11 protein-coding genes and 1 tRNA gene are annotated in these 21509 nt (G+C 41.0%); 9 read left to right on the forward strand and 3 right to left on the reverse strand.

Translation table 11 applies throughout. The features are described from left to right. Positions 1-205 precede the first annotated feature (205 nt). From AB1Z56_RS01015 to AB1Z56_RS01055, 9 genes are all read left to right on the forward strand, one after another. On the forward strand, positions 206-3193 hold the full coding sequence (locus AB1Z56_RS01015; protein WP_426790830.1) for a SusC/RagA family TonB-linked outer membrane protein: 2988 nt from the start codon (positions 206-208) through the stop codon (positions 3191-3193). Positions 3194-3235: 42 nt separating this feature from the next. Further along, positions 3236-4804 (forward strand): RagB/SusD family nutrient uptake outer membrane protein, encoded by a 1569-nt coding sequence (locus AB1Z56_RS01020; protein WP_426790831.1) that lies wholly within the window; start codon positions 3236-3238, stop codon positions 4802-4804. A 325-nt stretch (positions 4805-5129) separates the two neighbouring features. Continuing rightward, positions 5130-5657, forward strand: coding sequence for an RNA polymerase sigma factor (locus AB1Z56_RS01025; protein ID WP_309364947.1), 528 nt, complete (start codon positions 5130-5132; stop codon positions 5655-5657). Positions 5658-5723: 66 nt separating this feature from the next. Next, complete coding sequence (locus AB1Z56_RS01030; RefSeq protein ID WP_426790832.1) at positions 5724-6761, forward strand: FecR family protein; 1038 nt, start codon at positions 5724-5726, stop codon at positions 6759-6761. Between the two features lie 4 nt (positions 6762-6765). Further along, the gene (locus AB1Z56_RS01035) at positions 6766-9864 is read left to right on the forward strand and encodes a SusC/RagA family TonB-linked outer membrane protein (RefSeq protein ID WP_426790833.1); all 3099 of its coding nucleotides are present in this window, start codon (positions 6766-6768) and stop codon (positions 9862-9864) included. Positions 9865-9890: 26 nt separating this feature from the next. Continuing rightward, the gene (locus tag AB1Z56_RS01040; protein WP_426790834.1) at positions 9891-11459 is read left to right on the forward strand and encodes a RagB/SusD family nutrient uptake outer membrane protein; all 1569 of its coding nucleotides are present in this window, start codon (positions 9891-9893) and stop codon (positions 11457-11459) included. A 73-nt stretch (positions 11460-11532) separates the two neighbouring features. After that, entirely contained in the window at positions 11533-13017 is a 1485-nt protein-coding gene (locus AB1Z56_RS01045; protein WP_426790835.1) for an aryl-sulfate sulfotransferase, read from the forward strand. A 160-nt stretch (positions 13018-13177) separates the two neighbouring features. Then, on the forward strand, positions 13178-16183 hold the full coding sequence (locus AB1Z56_RS01050) for a glycoside hydrolase domain-containing protein (protein ID WP_426790836.1): 3006 nt from the start codon (positions 13178-13180) through the stop codon (positions 16181-16183). 199 nt (positions 16184-16382) lie between these two features. Then, entirely contained in the window at positions 16383-19442 is a 3060-nt protein-coding gene (locus AB1Z56_RS01055) for a DUF5107 domain-containing protein (protein ID WP_426790837.1), read from the forward strand. An 84-nt stretch (positions 19443-19526) separates the two neighbouring features. Here the strand turns inward: AB1Z56_RS01055 and AB1Z56_RS01060 are convergent, their stop codons facing one another. The 3 genes from AB1Z56_RS01060 to AB1Z56_RS01070 form a co-directional block, all read right to left on the reverse strand. Next, entirely contained in the window at positions 19527-20306 is a 780-nt protein-coding gene (locus AB1Z56_RS01060) for a phytanoyl-CoA dioxygenase (RefSeq protein ID WP_426790838.1), read from the reverse strand. Between the two features lie 269 nt (positions 20307-20575). Beyond that, positions 20576-20652, reverse strand: a tRNA-Pro gene (locus tag AB1Z56_RS01065). 160 nt (positions 20653-20812) lie between these two features. Then, positions 20813-21376, reverse strand: a complete 564-nt coding sequence (locus AB1Z56_RS01070; protein ID WP_426790839.1) for a porin family protein — start codon at positions 21374-21376, stop codon at positions 20813-20815. Between the last annotated feature and the right edge of the window lie 133 nt (positions 21377-21509).

Below are 21509 nucleotides of genomic sequence, written 5' to 3' on the forward strand. Positions count from 1 at the left end.
CATTATGTTCACGATGCTTTGGTTTTAAATTTTGGCTTTAAAGGCCTTCATACCGAGCGTTACGTTTTTGCCATTATTGGGGAAGACTATACGCATTTCAAAAGGGCTTTGGAACCTAAAAAATACCAATAAAAATCACTTAGTATCATTTGTGTATCCTAGATGCACGATATAAAAATCAATTAAACCACCAATCAAAAAGCGTATGAAAAATAAACTACTTGCACAATGCGTAATGACGCTTACATTTCTGCTTGTATCTTTTATTGTAGTTGCCCAGACCAAAGTCTTGAAGGGAAAGGTTGTAGATGAGACTCAAGGTCCATTGGCAGGAGCTACAATTAAGGTAAAAGGGGGAACCGCGGCTACGACAACAGACACGGAAGGTTCCTTTACATTGACTATTCCCAGTGAAGCGAAAACGCTGGAAGTATCCTTTATTGGATATACTTTAAAAGAAGTACCCATTGTGGGAAACGATATCACGATAGCGCTGGAACCTAGTGCCGGTCAGGGCCTAGATGAGGTCGTTGTGATCGGTTATGGAACGGCGCGAAAAAAGGATCTAACAGGATCTATGGTCACTATTGGAGCGAAGAACTTCAATAAGGGGATTATGACGAGTCCCGATCAATTAATACAAGGAAAGACACCTGGGGTTATGGTGATTAATAATACGGGGCAACCTGGCGGATCAACCACAGTACGCATCCGTGGAAACTCATCGATCCGGGCCAGTAACAACCCGTTATTTGTGCTGGATGGTGTGCCTATGTCGGGTAATTCGCCTCTGCCTGAAGGAAGAGGGGGCTTTTCTTCAGACAGAGGAAATGCATTGAGCTATCTAAACCCCGGAGATATTGCAAGCATGGACATTCTGAAAGATGCATCGGCGACTGCAATTTACGGTTCTCGCGGTGCAAATGGAGTCGTTCTGATCACGACAAAAAGAGGTAAAGTAGGTTCTCCTGAAGTCTACGTGGGTGCGTCAGGCGGTGTTTCCACCATGCGCAAATATCCAGATGTATTGGATGCGGCGCGATTTAGAGAAGCCTTGAAATTTTATACACCAAATGATGTTGCCAATGCGGATTTTGGTGGTAATGAAGATGCTTTTAGAGCGATCACAAGAAAAGCCATTACGCAAAATTATTATGCTGATGTTTCGGGTGGAGCTGAGTATGGAAAATACCGTCTTTCGGGAGGGTATTTAAATCAAAATGGTATTATCCGTGGATCACAGCTAAAGAAATATACAGCAAATTTCACAGGAAACTTCCGTTTCTTGGAGAATAAACGACTAGGTGTGGATTTTGCGATGTTTTTAACGCAATTGGATAATAAATATGCACCGGTCGACGCAATGGTAGGTTCGGAGGGAAATGTGATTTCGCAGGCTTTGCAATGGAACCCTACGAGACCAATACGCGATGAACAAGGTAATCTGACTTACGTCAGCTCGACGACCCGAAACCCCTTGACGAGTATTGAAGCTTTTAAAGATGTAGCGACAACCAACACGACTGTGGTAAACATCGCTCCATATTATAAAATTACAGATGATTTAGAATATCGCTTTATCTATAGTGCAATGCGGCAGATTGGAAATCGCCAAGGTATGTACCGTACTGGGCTGATCGATCCGTCCAGATCAAAAGATGAAGAGGCATTTATCTCCAATAATGGTGAAACCAATCTACAGATGACCCATATGCTTTCATATAATAAGCAGCTCAATGAAGATTGGAGTGTAAATGCTGTTGGAGGTTATGAGTATCTGGATTTCAATTTCAACAATAACATTTCTTACGGTAGGGGATTTACGTATATCGGCCTTGATTATTTTGATTATATCCAAAATTCGACAGTGGCTACACGTAGTATCGGATCCTATCGAAGTCCGACAAATCAGTTGCAATCGTTTTTCTTACGGGGTGGCTTCAATTATTTGGATCGCTATTTATTAACTGCAACAGTACGTAGAGATGGCTCGACCAAATTTGGTGAAAATAATAAATATGCTACGTTCCCATCGCTTGCCGTTGCCTGGAATGTTGCTCAAGAAGACTTTCTGAAATCCACAGGTATTTTCGATCAGTTAAAAGCCCGTATAGGATGGGGTAAAACAGGGAATCAAGAGTTCCCTGCCGGCGCGTCATTAAATCGGTACACTTTTGGTGATGGCAGTAGTGCGGGGCAAGTAAACTTCCAAAATAAAGATTTAAAATGGGAAACCTCAACAACCATTAATGCCGGTATTGATTTTTCGGTATTGAAAGGCCGCTTATACGGTTCGATCGACTACTTTCATAAGAAAACAACCGATGCATTATTTGAACAAACGTTGGCGATGGACGGTCCGGCCGGACGTATCTGGGTGAATTTGGATGGCGAGATTCTTAATAAAGGTGTCGAAGTTGCGTTGACAGGAACAATAGTGAAAAATGACAACTGGATTTGGGATGTGACAGGTAACGCGACGTTCCTAAAAAATAGTGCGAGCGGACTTAAAGGTGATTATGAAACGGGAGCGTTGCGCGGACAGGGATTCTCAGGTGTACTGGGACAACGCATGACCAATGGACAACCTTTGAATGTCTGGTATTTGGCCGATTTCCAAGGTATTGATCCCGTAAAAGGAACGAGTATGTATCTGGGCAAAGATGGAAGCATCAGCACAGATAATGATCCCGCTGAAAATAAATTTTATAGACATAGTCCAAATCCGACAACACTGTTAGGTATCTCAACCAATGTAAGCTATAAACAATTTTCGTTGGCGGCCAATATGAATGGTGCATTGGGACATTATCTCTTTAATAATACCGCAGCTACTACGATGGGTTTGAGTAACTTGTCTGCACGTAATATCGGATCCGCATTTTTCAATACAGCAATTAAGGAGTCTATATCAAATTCGGCAGCACCTTCTACGCGTTTTCTGGAGAAAGGAGACTATTTGAAAATGGCAAACTTAAGCTTAAGCTATCGCGTAGGCAACGTGGGCAAAACCTTGAAAAATCTGAATGTATCAGTGACAGGGCAGAATCTGTTCATTATCACGAAGTATACCGGATTTGATCCAGAGGTGAATACAGATGGTTCAGTTAATGGAATACCTTCACTGGGAATTGAGTACTTACCTTATCCGCCAGCTCGGAATATACTGTTGGGAGTCAACTTCTCTTTATAAGCGTATGATATAATATCAGGGACGAATCAAAATATGAACAAGATGAAATTAAGAACATTATTATATATAGGAATGATCGGTACTGTAGTGACAAGCACTATTTCGTGTACCAAACTAAAAGAAGAATTCAAGGGGGAGGCTCAGGAAGGTGCGGTGATCGAAGCAGGGGCACTGTTGATTACGGCTTATAGTTCATTGAATACGCCTTACCAGCAAGAGCAACGTTGGGTGATGCAAGAGATTTCTACCGATGCGGCAATGGCGCCAACTCGTGGTGGCGACTGGGACGATAATGGGATGCACCGTGCTATTCACCTCCATACTTGGAATGCGGATAATGGCTATATGAACAATACCTTTGTGAGTTTGAGTACTGCAGTTTTTAATGCGGGAAAGGTATTACGAAGCAATCCGAGTGCACAACAGGCTGCCGAAGCTCGGTTTATCCGTGCCTTGGCGATGTTTGATATTGTAGATTTATACGGTGTAGTACCTTTTCGTCAGGGTGCTTCGTTGGAAGATTTTAAAATAGCCCCTGATGTACTGCAACCGCAAGAAGTAATGGATTTTATGATTAAGGAGCTTAATGAAATCTTGCCTACTTTACCAGCGGGCGAGTTAAAAAAGGCCTATGTTGCGAATAAAAATGCGGCGAAAGTTTTGTTGATGAAAATTTACCTGAATAAGGGGGCTTTTCTAAATAGACAGCAGCCGACTTTTGCAGCGGAAGATATGAATAAAGTGATCGCCTTAGCCAAGGAAATTACCGCTACAGGTCCTTATACCATCGCTGCGAAAGGTAAGTATTTCGACAATTTTGCACCTGATAATGATGAAAAATCCACAGAGAATATTTTTACCTTATATAATAAAAATGCAGATCGGGGGGGGAATGTGGATCGTACCTGGAATACAATTGCGCATTACAATATGAATCCAGGAGGCTGGAATGGTTGGTGTACATTGTCAGATTATTATAGTAAGTTTTCGGCGAGTGACGAACGTAGAGGTATTTATTATAGTTATCCTGCTGATACGACTTCTAACAGAACAAAAGAATTCAAACGTCAAAATGTTGGTTTTTTTGCTGGACAACAATACAACTGGAGCACAAACAAACCTTTAAATGCAAGGAATCCATCGAATGCACCTTTATCGTTCACGCCGGAGGTAACGATCCGTACGTCAGGTAATACGCTGGAAACGGCAGGTATCCGTCCGATGAAGTATGCATACGATTATGCTTCCTCGGGTCAGAAGAACAACGACTGGGTCGTCTATCGTTATGCAGATGTATTGTTGATGCAGGCGGAAGCTATTCTGAGAGGTGGAACAGGAACAGCAACTGAGGCTCTTGGCTTAGTCAATAACATTCGTAATAATCGCGGAGTTGATAACTTAGCGACATTGACTTTGGACAATTTACTCGATGAACGAGCACGTGAGTTGTACTGGGAGGGCTGGAGAAGACAGGACTTGATCCGGTTCGGTAAGTATTTATTGGCTTGGCAAGAAAAGGCTGCCGACGCCAGTCCGAAAACATTGCTCTATCCGATTCCGAACTTGCAGCTTGCGGTCAATCCAAACTTGAAACAAAATCCAGGATATTAGCTCGTATAGCTTTAGAACATACAAACGAATAAAACTTGATCAAAAGAAGGTATTGAGACGATGGAACTATTTCTTATCATCTCAATACCTTTTTTGTTAACCGGCAGTTTTCTTTCAGCTTCTCATTCAGTCGGTTTTGGCTAACTGCTTTATTGAAAATATTATCTTGTTTTTTTGATAAAAAATAATCACTTTAGATGTGGACAACTAGCCAAAGAGCATGCGGTATTTTGATGGATCAAATTGAAATTCTGTCAGATACCAATTTCAATATTCTTTGTGAAAAGGATAACTGCATTGAAAAAAGACTATCTAAGTGTAGATTATGATTAATAAAATCCTACAGCGGGCACCTACTAACGAAAAAGAGTTTTTTTTAGCTTATCGTTATTGGTACAGGAAATTATACTATTTTCTGTATCAGAAGACCCAATGTTCGAATCTTGCTGAAGATGTCGTGCAACAGACTTTTTTAATTGTTTGGGAACGCAAAAATAATGCGAATCAGCAAATCCAATTCAGTACCCAGCTCTTCCAGATTGCACGGACAAAATTGATTGATGAATTGCGTCGGCGTGCATTGAATAGAAAATATGTAGAGTTTGAGAAACCATTTGTACTGACCCAATATGAAGATCTTGAACGACAAATTGCCTATAAAGGAGAGTTAGAGTATGTAAAAGAGCTGATTACACAAATGCCTTTTATGCGGCAACAGGTGTTTTATCTTCATAAAATTGAAGAATTGAGTTATAAAGAAATTGCCGTCAAATTGTCTATCTCCCCGAAGACTGTAGAAAACCACGTTAGCATTGGCCTGAAATTTATTAAAAAATTTTTTAAGTTGTCTTAGGGGACAAGCCCATCACTATTCGTATAACAGTTATATACCTATCCCGCTAAAAGGATAGAAACTGTTATGAATCGCAAATCCTTATTAAATAAATTCCTGGCGAATGAATGTTCTGCTGAGGAAGCGAAACTTGTGTTCACCTGGCTGAATGACGATCCGACATTATTGGACGATCTCATTTCGGAAGATGATTGGGTATCCTATATCAATCAGGAAAATAAGTCAAAACGTGGTGGCGATAGCCTGTTGAGAATTATTACTGTATTCGTCCTGTTTGGTTTCCTGTTCGTTTTATCCAATCTTTTGAGTACATCAACCGATAAACCTATACAAACAGCAAGCTTCATTCATGAAATTTACTACAATCCTTCTCCTCAGCCTAAAGAAATTATTGCAGCAGACAATTCAATTTTAACCTTGGAACCCGGTGCACTGATTCAGTTAGGTATAAAACCGGATCTTGATTTTCGGCAGGTTAAACTATTCAGTGGAAGAGTCAATTTTAAAGTAGCAAAGGATCCTTCAAAACCTTTCATCGTCGAAAGCGGCACGTTGATGACCACAGCGCTGGGAACAGAATTCATCGTGGATTATAATGCGGCAGTTGAACATGTTCTGATCCGATTATTTGAGGGGAAAGTTCGCGTTGAATCTATAGAACCGTCCGTAGTAGAGACAAAAATTTTGAAACCTGGCCAACAGATTTATTTTGGCGGGGTGAACAAGATGTTTGTTTCAAATTTCAAAGGTACGCCAAAAATGAGCACGAGGGAAAGTCTACCAGCCCAGCTTATGCTTTCCGCAACGGAAAAATCCTATCGTAACCCGGCAACAATTCACCAGAGCGCCAATTGGCTCCAATTGGAAGAAACCGCTGTATCCGATATTATTCAATACATCAATCATGAGCTTGATGTACCTATATCCTATGATTCATTAATCGTTAAAAACTATCGGATAAAGGGGCGGTTTAGTAAGAATCCAACAATGGACCTGAAGGACAAAACGGATCTTGCGGCGTCTATTCTGCAGTTGATTGTTGAGGTGAATCCGTTTATTCTTGAAAAACAACATAATACATATATACTCAAACCTAAAAAATAGAATCATGGTAAATTTCAACTTAACCAAGAAACCATTTTTTGTTTTTCTTGCCTTGACACTGTTATCTTTTCAATGTCTAGCGGGAACAATAAATGGTGTAATCAAAAACTCGTCGGGGCAACGGCTGGCAGGGGTAAGTATAATTTTGAAAAATCCCGGCAGCAGTTTTTCAACAGCAGCTTCCAGTGCGAGTGATGGGAGTTTTCGTTTTGCTGATGTACCGAATGGCAAGGGGTATGAACTGACTTTTTCATACATCGGGTATCAAAGCTATGTAGAACGAAATGTGCAGGTTTCCGCTGATGGAGCCACCACGCTGTCCATTATTTTGGAGGATCAGGTGAATCAGCTGGAAGATGTTGTCGTGATCGGATACGGTAAACAGAAGAAAAGCGATTTGACAGGTGCCATTGCATCGCTTTCCAGCAACGAGCTAACGAAAGGAGGAGCGGTGAGCAATGTAGGCCAGGCCCTACAAGGTAAAGCTTCCGGTGTCGTTGTAACCCAGAATTCAAAGGCCCCGGGTGGTAGCACGTCTATTCGGATTCGCGGAACCAATTCGATTAGTGGAAGTAATGATCCACTCTATGTTATCGATGGATTTCCGACAAATAACGGAATCAACATCAATCCTGAAGATATTGCATCCATGGATATCCTTAAGGATGCTTCGGCAACGGCTATTTACGGATCAAGAGGTGCGAATGGTGTAATTATCATTACGACAAAACGCGGTCGTACAGATCAAAATAATATTACTTATAGTGGTTATGTAGGTACACAGAAGCCAATTGTTCCTTTTACCTTTCTCGATGGAAAGCAGTATATGAATCTTGCAAATGCACTCTACAAAGAAATTCAAGGCCAGGAAAATCAAGAATATGCTGTTTACACCAAATCGCAGCTCGAGTCTGATGTCAATACGGATTGGGTGAAGGAAACCATGCGTAACGGCATCTTGCAAAACCATAATCTACAATTTTCCGGAGGAGGGGAAAAAACAAAGGTGTTGACAAGTGTAGGTTATTTTGATCAAAAGGGTGTTTTAAAAACGACAGACTTTAACCGGATTTCGGGTCGTATCAATGTGGATCAAAAGGTAAATGATTATATCCGGACTGGGGCGAGCCTATCGGCGCAGCGAGAAAAATCCAATATGCAGGTTTATGATGGAAATATTCTTAATTCAAATGTATTATACAGCATATTGACTTATGATCCGACCGTACCTGTTTACAATGCGGATGGAAGCTTTGGAAGACCTCCGGGAGGACAAGGAGATAATCCGCTCGCCAACTTGATGTCGCGGATCAATGACGTGCAGCGGGACAAATTGAATGGGAATATTTTTCTTGAAGTAAATCCGATCAAAGAACTGACCTTGCGCATGGATGCGGGAACTGAAATAACGCATGATCAATTGGGAAGTTACCTAACCAGAGATTCTTATCAGGGTGGAATAGACGATGGTGTGGCAAGTCAGGCCGATTTTAATGAAACACATAATCTGATTGATTTTTATGCAACTTATGCGAAGGTATTCAATGAGAAACATAGTTTGAGTGTGATGGCGGGCTATTCGTATGAGAAATATGTGCGCAATAACAAAGGGATCAATGTAAAAGGGTTTTCGACAGATCTGCTAGAGTATAATAATTTAGGTATGGCTTCGAGTATTACGGGAGTAAACTCTGCCAAGGCTGAGAATCTGGTGATCTCTTTCTTCGGACGGGTAAATTATACCTATGCTGATAAGTACCTGTTGACAGCGACTTTACGTCGTGATGGATCATCGCGCTTTAGTCCCAACCATCGTTGGGGGACCTTTCCTTCAGCAGCTTTTGCATGGAAGGTCAACAATGAAGATTTCATGAAAGAGCAGCAGCTATTTTCGGACTTGAAATTTAGATTGGGTTATGGAAAGACTGGTAACGACCGTGTTGCTGATTATGCTTCCTATGGTTTGATGGATAATGGCCATTATACCTATGATGGTGTGAACAATGCTGGTGGTGTTAAACAAAACCCAGCCTATCCTGAGAACGATAAACTAAAATGGGAATCCACAACACAGTATAACGTTGGACTCGATTTTTCATTTTTCAAAAACAGATTAGCTTTTACGTTGGATGCTTACTATAAAAAAACAAACGATTTGTTAGTTAAGAGACCATTGCCGTATTACACAGGATATACATCAGGACAGAGTAATTTAGGGACAATGAATAATAAAGGGCTGGAGTTTTCGGTGACCAGTAAGAATATGACTGGAGAATTTACTTGGGAAACAAAATTGAATTTAGCGATGAACCGGAATAAGGTATCAAGCTTGGGTGGTGAGCCCGAACAATTTGTGACCTCGTCGAAACCAATGGGTAATGTGTCTGAAGAAGCTTATTCGGTCATTCGTGTTGGGGAGTCGCTGGGCTCGTTATTTGGTTATAAATACCTGGGTGTGATTCAGCAAGGAGAGAATTATGCGCCACAGCCAAATTCGAAACCAGGGGATCCTAAATTTGCCGATGTGAATGGCGATGGAACGATAAATTCGGCAGATCGCACGATAATCGGCCGAGGTTATCCGAAGTTAAATTTTGGTATGACCAATACGTTTGCCTATAAAAACTTTGATTTGACTGCATTCATCTATGGCAATGTTGGAAACGATCTACTCAATATGACACGCATGAATCTGGAATGGAAACGTACCACAGAAGCTTTAAATCGATGGACACCGACAAATACCAACACAGATATTCCGAGAAACGGATTTTATTACATGAACTATGGTGGTTATATCAATGACCATTTTATTGAGAATGCTTCCTTTTTGCGCTTGCGTAACTTAACTCTGGGTTATACCATTCCACTGAAAACCAAAGCTGTTCAGTCGATAAGGGTATACGGTATGGCCGAGAACTTATTTACGATCAGCAATTATTCTGGATGGGATCCTGAGGTGGATACAAAGGGCTATGAAAATGATACTTTGGTTAAAAATAGAGCCGGGAATAATCAGAGTGCCAATGCAGGGGTAGGACTGGATTTTAATTCATATCCTTCGATGCGCTCCTTTACTTTCGGTGTAAGTGCGACCTTTTAATAGCTAATATCTAAATTCCAAATGACATGAAGACGATTAAAAATAATATAAAATATATCTTGGGTATGGCGAGCATAGCTTCTGTTTTGAGCTTGAGCTTAAGCTTGAATAGCTGTACTAAACTGGAACCGAAATTATACAGTGATCTCACAACAAAAAACGCTTATTCAACAGAGAGCGATATCAATGCTGCATTAACAGGTGTATATACGAGTTTGTCTCCTTATCCAGGGGATGCCTATTTGTATTATGCGGGTTATTTGGTGATGATTACCGATTACGCAACGGATATAGGTTTTTCAACTGCAGCAGGGGATCCTACACGGATGAGTAACTTTACCTATGATGATAATAATCGGTATTTTAAGTACAATTATCAGAATATGTACCAAGTGATCAGTAACGCAAATATGTTAATCGAACGTATCGAGAATGTCGCGATTCCTGATAACCGTAAAAAGGAAATTATTGCCCAGGCTAGATTCTTGCGTTCATTATCCTATATGGATCTCACCGATGCTTGGGGACCTGTGCCATTAATTACTACAGTCAAGAATCCAACGGAAAGCTACAATGAACCTTTGGTTGCTGTCGAAAAGATCGATGCACAAATTGCTGAAGATTGTCAGTATGCTATCGATAATTTGCCCGAGAAATGGGGGACGGATCTTGGTAGAGCGACTAAAGGTGCAGCATTGACGCTGATGGGTAAAATGTACATGCGGTCGCATAATTATGATAAAGCTAAAATTTATATTGATCAGGTTTTGGCTTTGCGTGATAAGGGGGTGTATAAACTGAATCCTGATTTCAAAAGCGAATGGTCCGATAAAAATAAAATGGACATGGGACTGATCTTTGGCATCTTGCATGAGCCTACATTAAATGGGGGCGAGATTACCAATCACTTTGGACCGACTGACAATCCCGAAGTACCTGACAGATGGCAGTACTATGGTGTTTCCCTTGATTTCTGGCGAAAATATAGTGATCTGGACCCACGTAAAAAGTTTTTCTATTATAATTACACGGGAAAGGCAGTACGAGACAAAAACACAAAGTATGGGTTCTTTTATATGTTACCGGCTAAGGGGCAGACTACACCACCAAGTGATACGGTAAAATTCCTCCAAAACGTCGCAACCAAGAAGTATTCCTACGATATGGTTAATAATTCCTATTTGGATGGACGGACAATACAAGTTTTTCGTTTAGCAGATGTTATTTTGTGCAAAGCTGAAATTGAAAACGCGTTGAGTGGACCAGCAGCAGCATTGCCCTATATTAACGAAGTGCGTAGGAGAGCCGGAGCACCTGAATATGGTCAACATCCGAACTTTCCAATTCCTACCAGTAAGGAAAACATGATTGATGCTCTTGTTGACGAACGTGGTTTTGAGCTTGTCTTTGAATACAAAAGACGTCAGGATCTGATCCGCTTAGGACGTTATGAAAAAGTAAGTAATGCTTACCTGAAAGGACGTGGATTGAAAGAAAATGTGACCGAAGCAATGCGTTATTTCCCTTACCCATTGGAAGAAGCACGTATGCACCAGGAGATGACGACAGCTAATCCATCGCGATTGCCTAAATAATCTGAGCTAAAAGCGCGCTACGTTCAGTAGTGCGCTTTGTTTGATAGACCAATGGAATTGAAATTATTTACAGATGAAACCAATTAAAGCAATTATTGCACTGATTGTGGTGGCCATAGTGGCATTTGCTGCTTACTATTATTATGCACATCAAGTTGACATTGAGAATATTCAGTTGACTTCTCCCAATAATTTACCGCTCAATGCTGCTATTCAGGTGAAACTAAATAAGGCGGAAGCCGTGTATGTGGAGTATTGGAAAGAAGGGGATAAACAGTCTTATAAAACAACTGTCTCAAATGCTGCTGTTCAGCATAATATTCACTTAATGACGCTTGAACCAAATACAAGTTATAAGTTTCGGGTTATTATAGATCGGATTATTCCCATAAAATCGAGCGAACAATCCTTTACAACAAGGCCGCAATCACCATGGATGGTACACGACTGGATCAAGGCGGATCATCCACACGATGAAAAAGCTTTAGGCAATGGTTTGGTGCTATTATGCTATCGGGGATTTCCGGGTTATATGGCCATGGTTGACGGCAAGGGAACCATTAGATGGTATTGGCAGGACGAAAAGCTGGGGGTACGCCTTGCTTCACTGACCCCCAGGGGTACTATCCTTGCCTTATTGGCTCCGGCGAGTAAAGATGAATTTAACAAGCCAAATCAGCCTAGTAAGAAATCGACTAATGCAAGTTATTACCTGAGAAGCGGCCGTATCGGATTTGTCGGTGGGACAGTTTTGGTTGAAATCGATCTGACGGGTAAAGAAATTGCACGTATTGATTTAGAAAAAAAGGGGATTATCATGCACCATGATGTGCAGATGGATGACAAGAATAATATTGTAGGCATTGTGCGAGATTTCAGGATTGACGATCGCCCCAATCATCCAAAAGATACCCTTTGGGGGGATGCTATTTTGACGATGGATACAAAAGGTAATATCTTGAAGAAATGGTCTCCCTGGGAAAAATGGGATATTCAGAACGATAAAAAATTGGATAGCCTTAAGCATGACCGATTTCATTTTAATACCATTTCCTTCGATCGTGATAACAATTATCTAACTTCGTCACCAATAGAAAATCAGGTTTGGAAAATTGATGCCAAAACCGGTGATATTCTTTGGAAATTGGGTAAAGGTGGCGATTACAAATTAAAAGATAGTGAATTGTTTTATTTCCAGCATGCACCACATATCACAAAAACAGGTGAGCTGTTACTTTTTGATAATGGCGATTTCTCTCCGCGTGATAGTACAACGGCCAATAAACAATCACGGGCAATTGCTTTTAATCTTGATCAAAAGAATAAAACGGCAACGTTAGCTTATGCGGCCCCAATTCCTAAAAAGCAGTTTACAGCAAGAATGGGGAGTGCCTATGAATTGAATAATGGCAATTTGTTGCAGACAAGCTCGAAAACCGGCAGTGTACTGGTGACGGATAAAAAAGGGAAAGTGCTTTGGGAATTAAACGCGTATTTTATTCCTTATCGAGCTATTTATGTACCGGAGGAAACTTGGCGTAAATACAGACAAAACTAGGCGAAGATTTTAGGAATAAAACTTAATTTTAAACCTCTTATTGACCAATAAAAGTAGCTGCACTACGGACTCATTTTGGGGAAGCAGTTCAGCTTGTAAATCGTGTCAGGTTTATAGGAAAGCCTGATAAAGACAAGAAAAATGAATAAATACTATTCGCATGAAAAAAAGAACAGCCTCTTATCAGCTGGCAATTATCCTTGCCGTATCGTTATTGACAAATTCTGTCCAAGCACAATTGGCCTACCCTCCGGAGGCGCAGAAGTGGGATGCTGACCTGCTCGGTAATCACCGTGCTGTGCTTCAGGTAAATACGGATCAGAAGGAGGTGCAGGTTACTATTCCGTGGCGAAATCGCTGGGTTGAGGCAAATCAGCAAGTTATTATCGTCGACAGTGCCAGCAATAAGCAAATCGCACCCAGCTCTTATCTTTGGATGAATACGGAATCTGGTGGACTACGGTTTAAGCCAATTTCCGGGAAGGGGGTTTACTATGTCTATTATTTACCGTATCAGATGGGTGGCCGCAGCCGCAATTATCCGGATGCAATTTATCTTAAAAATGCCGTTTCAGCGCCAGCGAAAGTAGCACAACATGGGGCAGGGAACTCAAAAGGAGTTACTGTTGCACGCTTTGATGCCGTAGATAAATACAATAGTAATGATCCGATGGAAGTGATTGCGCGTGCAGAAGAGGTTCGGAGTTTTTTGAGTAGAAATGCCAATAGCGCTTATTATCTTTTTCCCGAACTAAGAGAGTTTCCGATCAAGATGGAAAGCAACCTTCCAAAACGTTGGGTTGAGAAAGAGAAAGCGTTAAATACATTGAAAGGGATAGGTCAACAGGGCGAGTTCTATGCATTTCAACTGGGACTGTGGTCGCCTAAACAGGAACTCCATGACGTCCAAATTTCTTTCTCGGATTTTAAAGCAAATGATGGGGCGATTATTCCAGCGAATAGCCTGAATTGTATTAATACCCAAGGTACTGATTATACCGGAAACCCCATGTCGCTCAAGGTGAGCGTACCCAAAGATCGGGTGCAGGCATTGTGGTGTGGTATTCAGATACCGGAGAACATAGCAACGGGAACCTACCAAGGTGTAGTCACGGTGAAACCTAAAAATGCCGTCGCGAAACAGGTTAACGTGGAAATAAAGGTTTCAAATGCTTCAGGAGAAGTATCCAGTGTTGATCAGCCTTGGAAAATGACGCGACTACCATGGCTCAATTCGACATTGGCCCAAAAAAATACAGTGGTTGCGCCTTATACTGCTATTGAATTAAAAGCGGACTCTACCTTACATATTTTAGGCCGCGAGGTGAAACTCCATGCGAGTGGTTTTCCAAAACAGATCAGCACCTTCTTTACGCCTGAATTGACCGAAATATCGTCCAAGGCGAATAATCTCTTATTTGAACCGCTTCATTTTCATTTTTATAGTGCTTCAGACGGAAAGGAAATCCAGTTAAAAGCGGGAGGGGTTCAATTCCAGGCCAAAAGTGAAGGAGAATATCGCTGGACGGCCAAAAACGAATCTTCCGATCTAACGATGGAAGTCGAGGGTACTTTGGAATTTGATGGTTATATGCATTATGTGGTCAAGCTGACGGCACTAAAGGATCTGTCTTTAAAAGATGCCACAATGCATATCCCAATGATGCCCGATAAGACGGATTATTTTATGGGACTGGGGCAAAAAGGAGGAAAGAGACCTGAACAACTCTCTTGGAAATGGGATGTGGCTCACAAAAATCAGGATGGTGGCTGGATAGGGGCTGTGGATGCAGGACTTCAGTTTTCGCTTCGCGATGAGCATTATTCTCGGCCACTCAATACGAATTTTTATCTTCAAAAACCACTTGTGTTGCCGCAGTCCTGGGGCAATGAAAATAAAGGGGGGATAGATATTGGTCTGAAAGGAAAATCGGTTTTGGTCAATAGTTACAGCGGAGCCCGTGAACTCAAAAAAGGCGATGTGCTTTATTACAATTTTAACCTGTTAATTACCCCTTTTCACCCGATCAATACGGAAGCCCAGTGGAATGAACGGTATTATCATGCATACAAACCCGTTGATTCCGTTGTTGCAAGTGGCTCCAATGTGATCAATATCCACCATGGAAATGAAATAAATCCTTACATCAATTATCCATTTATTGCGACAAAAGAAATGAAGCAATATATCGATCAGGCACATGATAAGGGATTAAAAGTCAAGATCTACAATACCGTTCGTGAGGTTTCAAATCGGGTTTATGAGCTCTATCCATTGCGTAGTCTCGGCACAGAAGTGTTTTCACCGGGAAAAGGAGGGGGATATTCCTGGTTACAAGAACATGTGGGTAAAAATTATATCGCAGCATGGTATGTTCCCCAATTTAAAGACGCGGCTATTATCAATAGCGGAATGAATAGGTGGCACAACTATTACGTCGAAGGTATGAATTGGTTGGTAGACCATATTGGTATTGATGGAATTTATTTGGATGATGTTGCCTTCGATCGAGTCACCATGAAAAGAATAAAGCGTGTGCTGACAAAAAATGGAAAACCAGGACTGATCGATTTGCATTCGGCAAATCAATATAATAAAAGCGATGGGTTCAATAATAGTGCGAATTTGTATCTGGAACATTTTCCGTACATCAATAGGTTGTGGTTTGGTGAGTACTTTGATTATGAGAATAACCAACCTGATTTTTTCCTTACCGAAGTGAGTGGTATTCCGTTTGGTTTAATGGGTGAAATGTTGCAAGATGGTGGAAATCCTTGGCGAGGTATGCTTTACGGGATGACCAACAGGATGCCTTATCAAAAATTGACACCGGCTGACTTATGGAAAGCATGGGATCAATTTGGCATTAAGGGTAGTAAAATGATCGGGTATTGGTCGCCAAATATTCCTGTTAAAACCGACAATGATAAGGTACTGACAACCGTTTATAGCCGTGCTGGTAAGGCTATGGTGGCTGTCGCTAGCTGGGCGGAACGTGATGTTGCAGTAAAATTGGCTATAGACTGGGAAAAATTGGGTATTGATCCTGGAAAAGCGAAACTATCCGCACCACTCATCCCTAATTTTCAAAATGAAGCACATTATAAACTGGGGGATGCGATTTCAGTAGAAAAAAATAAGGGCATTTTGTTAATTATTGAATAGCAGCAATGTCAAGCTATTAGTGAGAATTCTATCGTAGGTTTTTTGTCCATGCAAAGGAAACAAATAGCCTATGATAGATTCATTTACTTTGATTTGAAACGACCTGAAGCAACGCCCACCTTGTGGCTTTAATCTGCTGACAAGATATATAGTGTCGGGAATGCCATTAAAATTGTGAAATTTTTAAATTAAAACGCCAATGAAAAAGTGGATTTTACTATGGGCAATGGGCAATTGTGTGTTTGGAGTTTTTGCTCAGCATCCTGCAAAGGTTTCTGAGGTGAAGAAACGTTATGTAACCTATCCCTTTACGGATCCGGATCCCATAGCCTCAGCTCAAAAATTATACCCTTATTTTCGCTTCGATGGTTTTACAAATACGGCTATTGAAAAGGACTGGAAAACCGTTATCCTGGAAAACGATTACATTCGGGTACAGGTGATGCCAGAGATCGGTGGGAAAATTTGGTCGGCCTATGATAAGGTCAATAAGCGGGACTATATTTACAACAATGGCGTTGTGAAATTTAGGGATATTGCCATGCGGGGGCCGTGGACGAGTGGTGGTATTGAAGCTAATTATGGTATTATTGGGCATACACCCAATACCTCTACACCGGTCGATTATCTTACACGGGAGAACGCGGATGGAAGTGTAAGTTGCTTTATCCACGCTTATGATATGCTAAGCCGTAGCAACTGGACTTTGGAGATTCGACTGGAAAAGGACAAAGGTTATTTTTCAACACGTTCTTTCTGGTCTAATGCCAATGCCGTCGAACAACCCTATTATACCTGGATGAACTTGGGGGTTGCGGCCGGACAGGATCTCAAGTTTCTGTATCCGGGAAATCAATATATAGGTCATGACGGAGATGCACATGCTTGGCCTATTGATAACCAGGGACGCGATCTTTCTAATTATAGGGAGAATGCTTTCGGCAGTTCTAAATCATACCATGTCTTGGGGGCACATAGCAATGCTTTCGGTGTCTATTATCAAGATCATAACTATGGAATGGCCCGTTATGCGCTCCGGGAAGATAAATTAGGGAAAAAGATATTTCTTTGGTCTCAGGCTGGAGATGGCAAGATCTGGGAAAATTTACTGACCGATAAGAGTGGGCAGTATGTGGAAATCCAAAGCGGACGCCTGTTTAATCAAAATGTTCCATCAAGTAGTCTGACCCCATTTAAACAAATTGGTTTCGCTCCTTATCAAAGCGATATCTGGACGGAATACTGGATGCCATTCTCAGGGATAGGCAAACCTAAGGATATTCAGCTGTCGGCAGCTATTCAGCTAAAAAAAGAGAATGATGAGATTTTGTTGGAGATAGATCCGAAGCGACCTTTAAAAGATAGTATTTATGTTCTTGATAGTGTTGGTAATGTATTGAGTAAAAGTTTTATAGAAGCCAAATTGGGAGAGCCAACAAGATCTTCCTTGAAGGTTGCAACCCTATCAAAACCTAGCTATCTTAAATTAGGAAAAGATTATTTTAATCTCAGAACAGAAGAATCCTGGTCAAAATTGAATAGACCAACTGTCATTTCAGCGGAAGCAAACTCAGATACCGGTCAGACCAAGTTAGTGGAGATACGTGATCTCATTCGCTTTAGGCAATATACACTTGCCGAAGTCAAATTAAAAGAATTGGCTCAACAAGCGCCTACTTCACAAACCTATCTTGAAATGGCCAAACTGGCCTGGTTTAAAATGGAATATCAGCGATGTTATACCTATGCCCAGCAGGCATTGTCTATGGATGCTTATGATGCACAGGCAAATTATTACTATGGTATGGCTGCAATAAAGCTAAAAAAAGAGAACGACGCTTTGGATGGTTTTGAAGTTGCTTCGTTAAACCCGGCTTGGCGAAGTGCTGCCTTTGTGCAAATGGCCAAATACTATTATCGGATAAAACAATATGAACGCGCTGGGGATTATACCGCAAAAGCGGTCGTTGCCAACCCACTTAACATCGATGCCTTGCAGATGAGCTTGTTGGTGCAGCGCAAAAAAGAGGATGTAGTAGATACTCTTTTCCGTCAGACAATTCTCCAATATGATCCGTTTAATGCCTTTCTCCAATTTGAGGAAAAGAAGGACGTCTCATCCAGGCAGGAGTTTGCCTCCGAAAAGCGGATGGAGTTGGCGGTATGGTATGCGGACCTCGGCGAGTTTGAATCTGCGACCGATCTACTCAGTTTGGGGCAGAAGAATACAGAAACCTTACTTTGGCTGGCTTGGTTGACACGATCGAATAAGTCGATCAGTCAGGGATGGTTAACGCAGGCAGAGCAAAGTAAGCCAAGTTTTGTCTTTCCATTTCGTGAAGAAAGTAATGGTGTATTCGAATGGGCAAAAAGTAACAGCAAAAGCTGGACTGTCGATTACCTGTCGGCATTATTGTACCGTTTCAGGAATCAACCCAAAAAAGCAAGAGAACTCCTGTCAACCGTGGAGCAGGAACCAACAGATTTCGCTGCCTATTATGCATTGAAATCAAGCTTACAAGATACAAGCCGTATTGATCTGGCCGTAAAGATGATGCAGCAGGCAACACGAGTAGATCCACAAGAATGGCGATATGGACTACATTTGGTGGAGCTCCTAAATAATAGTAAGTCTTATGAGGAGGCGCTTAAGGTAATTACGGCGTATCATCGCAAATTTCCAAAAAATTATATACTCACGCTGGCACATGTACGTACTTTGTTGTTGGCTAAAGAATATGCGCGTGCCGAGAAGGAATTAGGGGGTGTGACCATACTTCCTTTTGAAGGGGCGACAGAAGGTCATCGGTATTATGTGCAGACCAAATTAATGTTGGCCTACCAATTTATCTTGGAGAAGAACTATAAAAAGGCAAAGTTGAAGATTGCGGAATCGAGGTTATGGCCGATAAATTTGGGCGCTGGTGAACCTTATGCGGAGGAAAAAAATGAACTATTGGCTGACTGGCTTGAACAACAAGTGCAGCAAAAAGTTAAGCAAGGGAATATTGGTCTTTTGAAAAAAATTGTTCAGGGTAAACCGTCAAAGAACAAGTATGAGCTGATGCTTCGTGAACTTGCAGAAGAGCAATTACAGCTGTCGAAAGGGGAAGGAGCTGTCGTGAAGAAGGGTGATTTAAAAGGAATGAGCCCGTCGGATCATGACCTTGTAAATCAGATTAAAGAGGGGGATCTTGCAAGCTATTGGCCTATATTGATTCGGAAAATCTATTTTGAACAGGATCAACGGTTATTCTGATGCGTTGTTAACGTTGCAAGTATATGTTCATCACATTAAAAAGTGGTCGCTTTTGCGACCACTTTTTAATGTGATATTTTCAGATTAATCTAAGCCTAGACGAATGGCTTGCTCAACTGGAGTATATCCGTCTGTGGAATCCGTGATCGCTAATTCTCCCCTCAACAGCAAGGGCGGTTGTGCCATAAATTTAGGAAGAGTTCCACTGTGTGGTTGAGCTGAATGCACTAGAAACGGATGGCAAAGATAAACTGTACCTGTTTTACCCGTTGCATATACCTCTTTCCTTTTAGGCAGCTCGTCCAACTTATTAGCAAGCTGCATAAACGAAAGACCAAACTCTCCCTCCTTAGCTAAGAGCTTTGCCACATCAATGTGAGAACCTTCATATATGATCGTAGGCGCATCATTTTCGCTTACGTCCGAATACAACACAAGCATTAATAAGGCTCGACCTTTTGATTTGACATTGACTCGCCACTCAAAATAATTGTTCGGGTCGTTTCCCGGGAAACTTGCGTCTACGTGTTTACCTATATCATTTGGTTTCTGAATAGACGGAAACCGAACAGGGAATGTACCCACATTTCGACAGGGGATCCATTTGTTTTTACCAATTAATTGATTAAAAATTAGGTGCATTTTTCCGGCATTTAACGATTCGATAAAAGGTTGTTGAGTATACATACCCAAGCGTATAACTGGTTCGGTCCAAGTCTGCGGATTAGACCTTTCACAGGGAAGGTCATTCCATAGGATATCTAAAACTGCATCCGCTGTTTCTTCTGAAAATGCATTTTCAATGCGAATAAAACCACTAAGAATGAATTGCTCTATTTCCTTTTTACTTAGTATTTCTGACATAATTCTTTTGATATATAAACTATGTAGGAACAACAATTGCGTGTTGACCTATTTGTTTAGATAATGAATAAAATTTTAAAATAGAAATCTACGCTATGTGGATAGTACACAGCGCCGTGCTTAAGAACTAAGCAAGAAAAGGATTTTATAACATTACAGTCATTCTCATAATACAAATATAAAAAATTCTTGTACCTATGTTAGAGATTTTATTGAAAGTTATTTCCTGCTTATAAACAAAAAAGCCCTAACTTTTGTTAGAGCTTCTCTGGTCGGGATGGCCGGATTTGAACCGACGACCTCCAGCACCCCATGCTGGCGCGATACCGGGCTACGCTACATCCCGTTTATTCCAATTTGATAAAAGGTTTATCTGAAATAGGACCGTTATCAGGAATAATTTTTTGGTAGGGCTAAAATAATAATTATTGACAAAAAATAAAATGTAAATGCACAAAAAACGCCATTCAATTTGGAATGGCGTTTTTTGTGCTACAGTGTATTCATTAGAATTTGTAACCTACCATAATACCGATTGTTTTATTTTTTGCATCTAGCGTTTTGTCGACACTGGTAAAACCATGACTATAATAGGCGTCTAAGGTAAGGTGACTGATATCTACACCGATGCCTACTCTTCCATCAAATGAAAATTTCTTATAATCGGTATTTACACTGGACTTGACTGTTTTAACATCATAGTTTAACTGCGGACCCAACATTCCACGGAGGTTGAAGTCGCCATTTTCCAAAAATTTGTATCCTACTTGAAGGGGAAGATTTATTTGATAGAATTTGGGCGTTTTTTGTCCGTTTTCGAAGTTATACTCCTTGCGCAAAAGACTGGCACCGATTCCAGGCTGAAAGAATACACGATTTCCAATACGTGCAAATCCTGCAACTGATACCCCAACTTTGCCATTATTATCTTTGACAGACTTATTGCCAAAGGAACTCATATGATAGTTGCTCCCGACTTGCAGGCCATAAGTGATGTCCTGTGCTTGTGTAGTACCTGTTAATCCCATTAATGTCAATCCCAACAGGGCTGCTTTGAATGTTGTTTTCATTGTCAAATTAATTTGTTATCAATTGTATGTTGCTCTTTCCTTTATGACAATGGAAAATCCGTATACCCTTAGAAAAAAAATATTTTATAAAATAGATGGCTTACCTTTAGTGATAATAATTACTTTTCTATAG

It is taken from the genome of Sphingobacterium sp. WOUb80 (genome assembly GCF_050058145.1).
GTDB lineage: Bacteria > Bacteroidota > Bacteroidia > Sphingobacteriales > Sphingobacteriaceae > Sphingobacterium.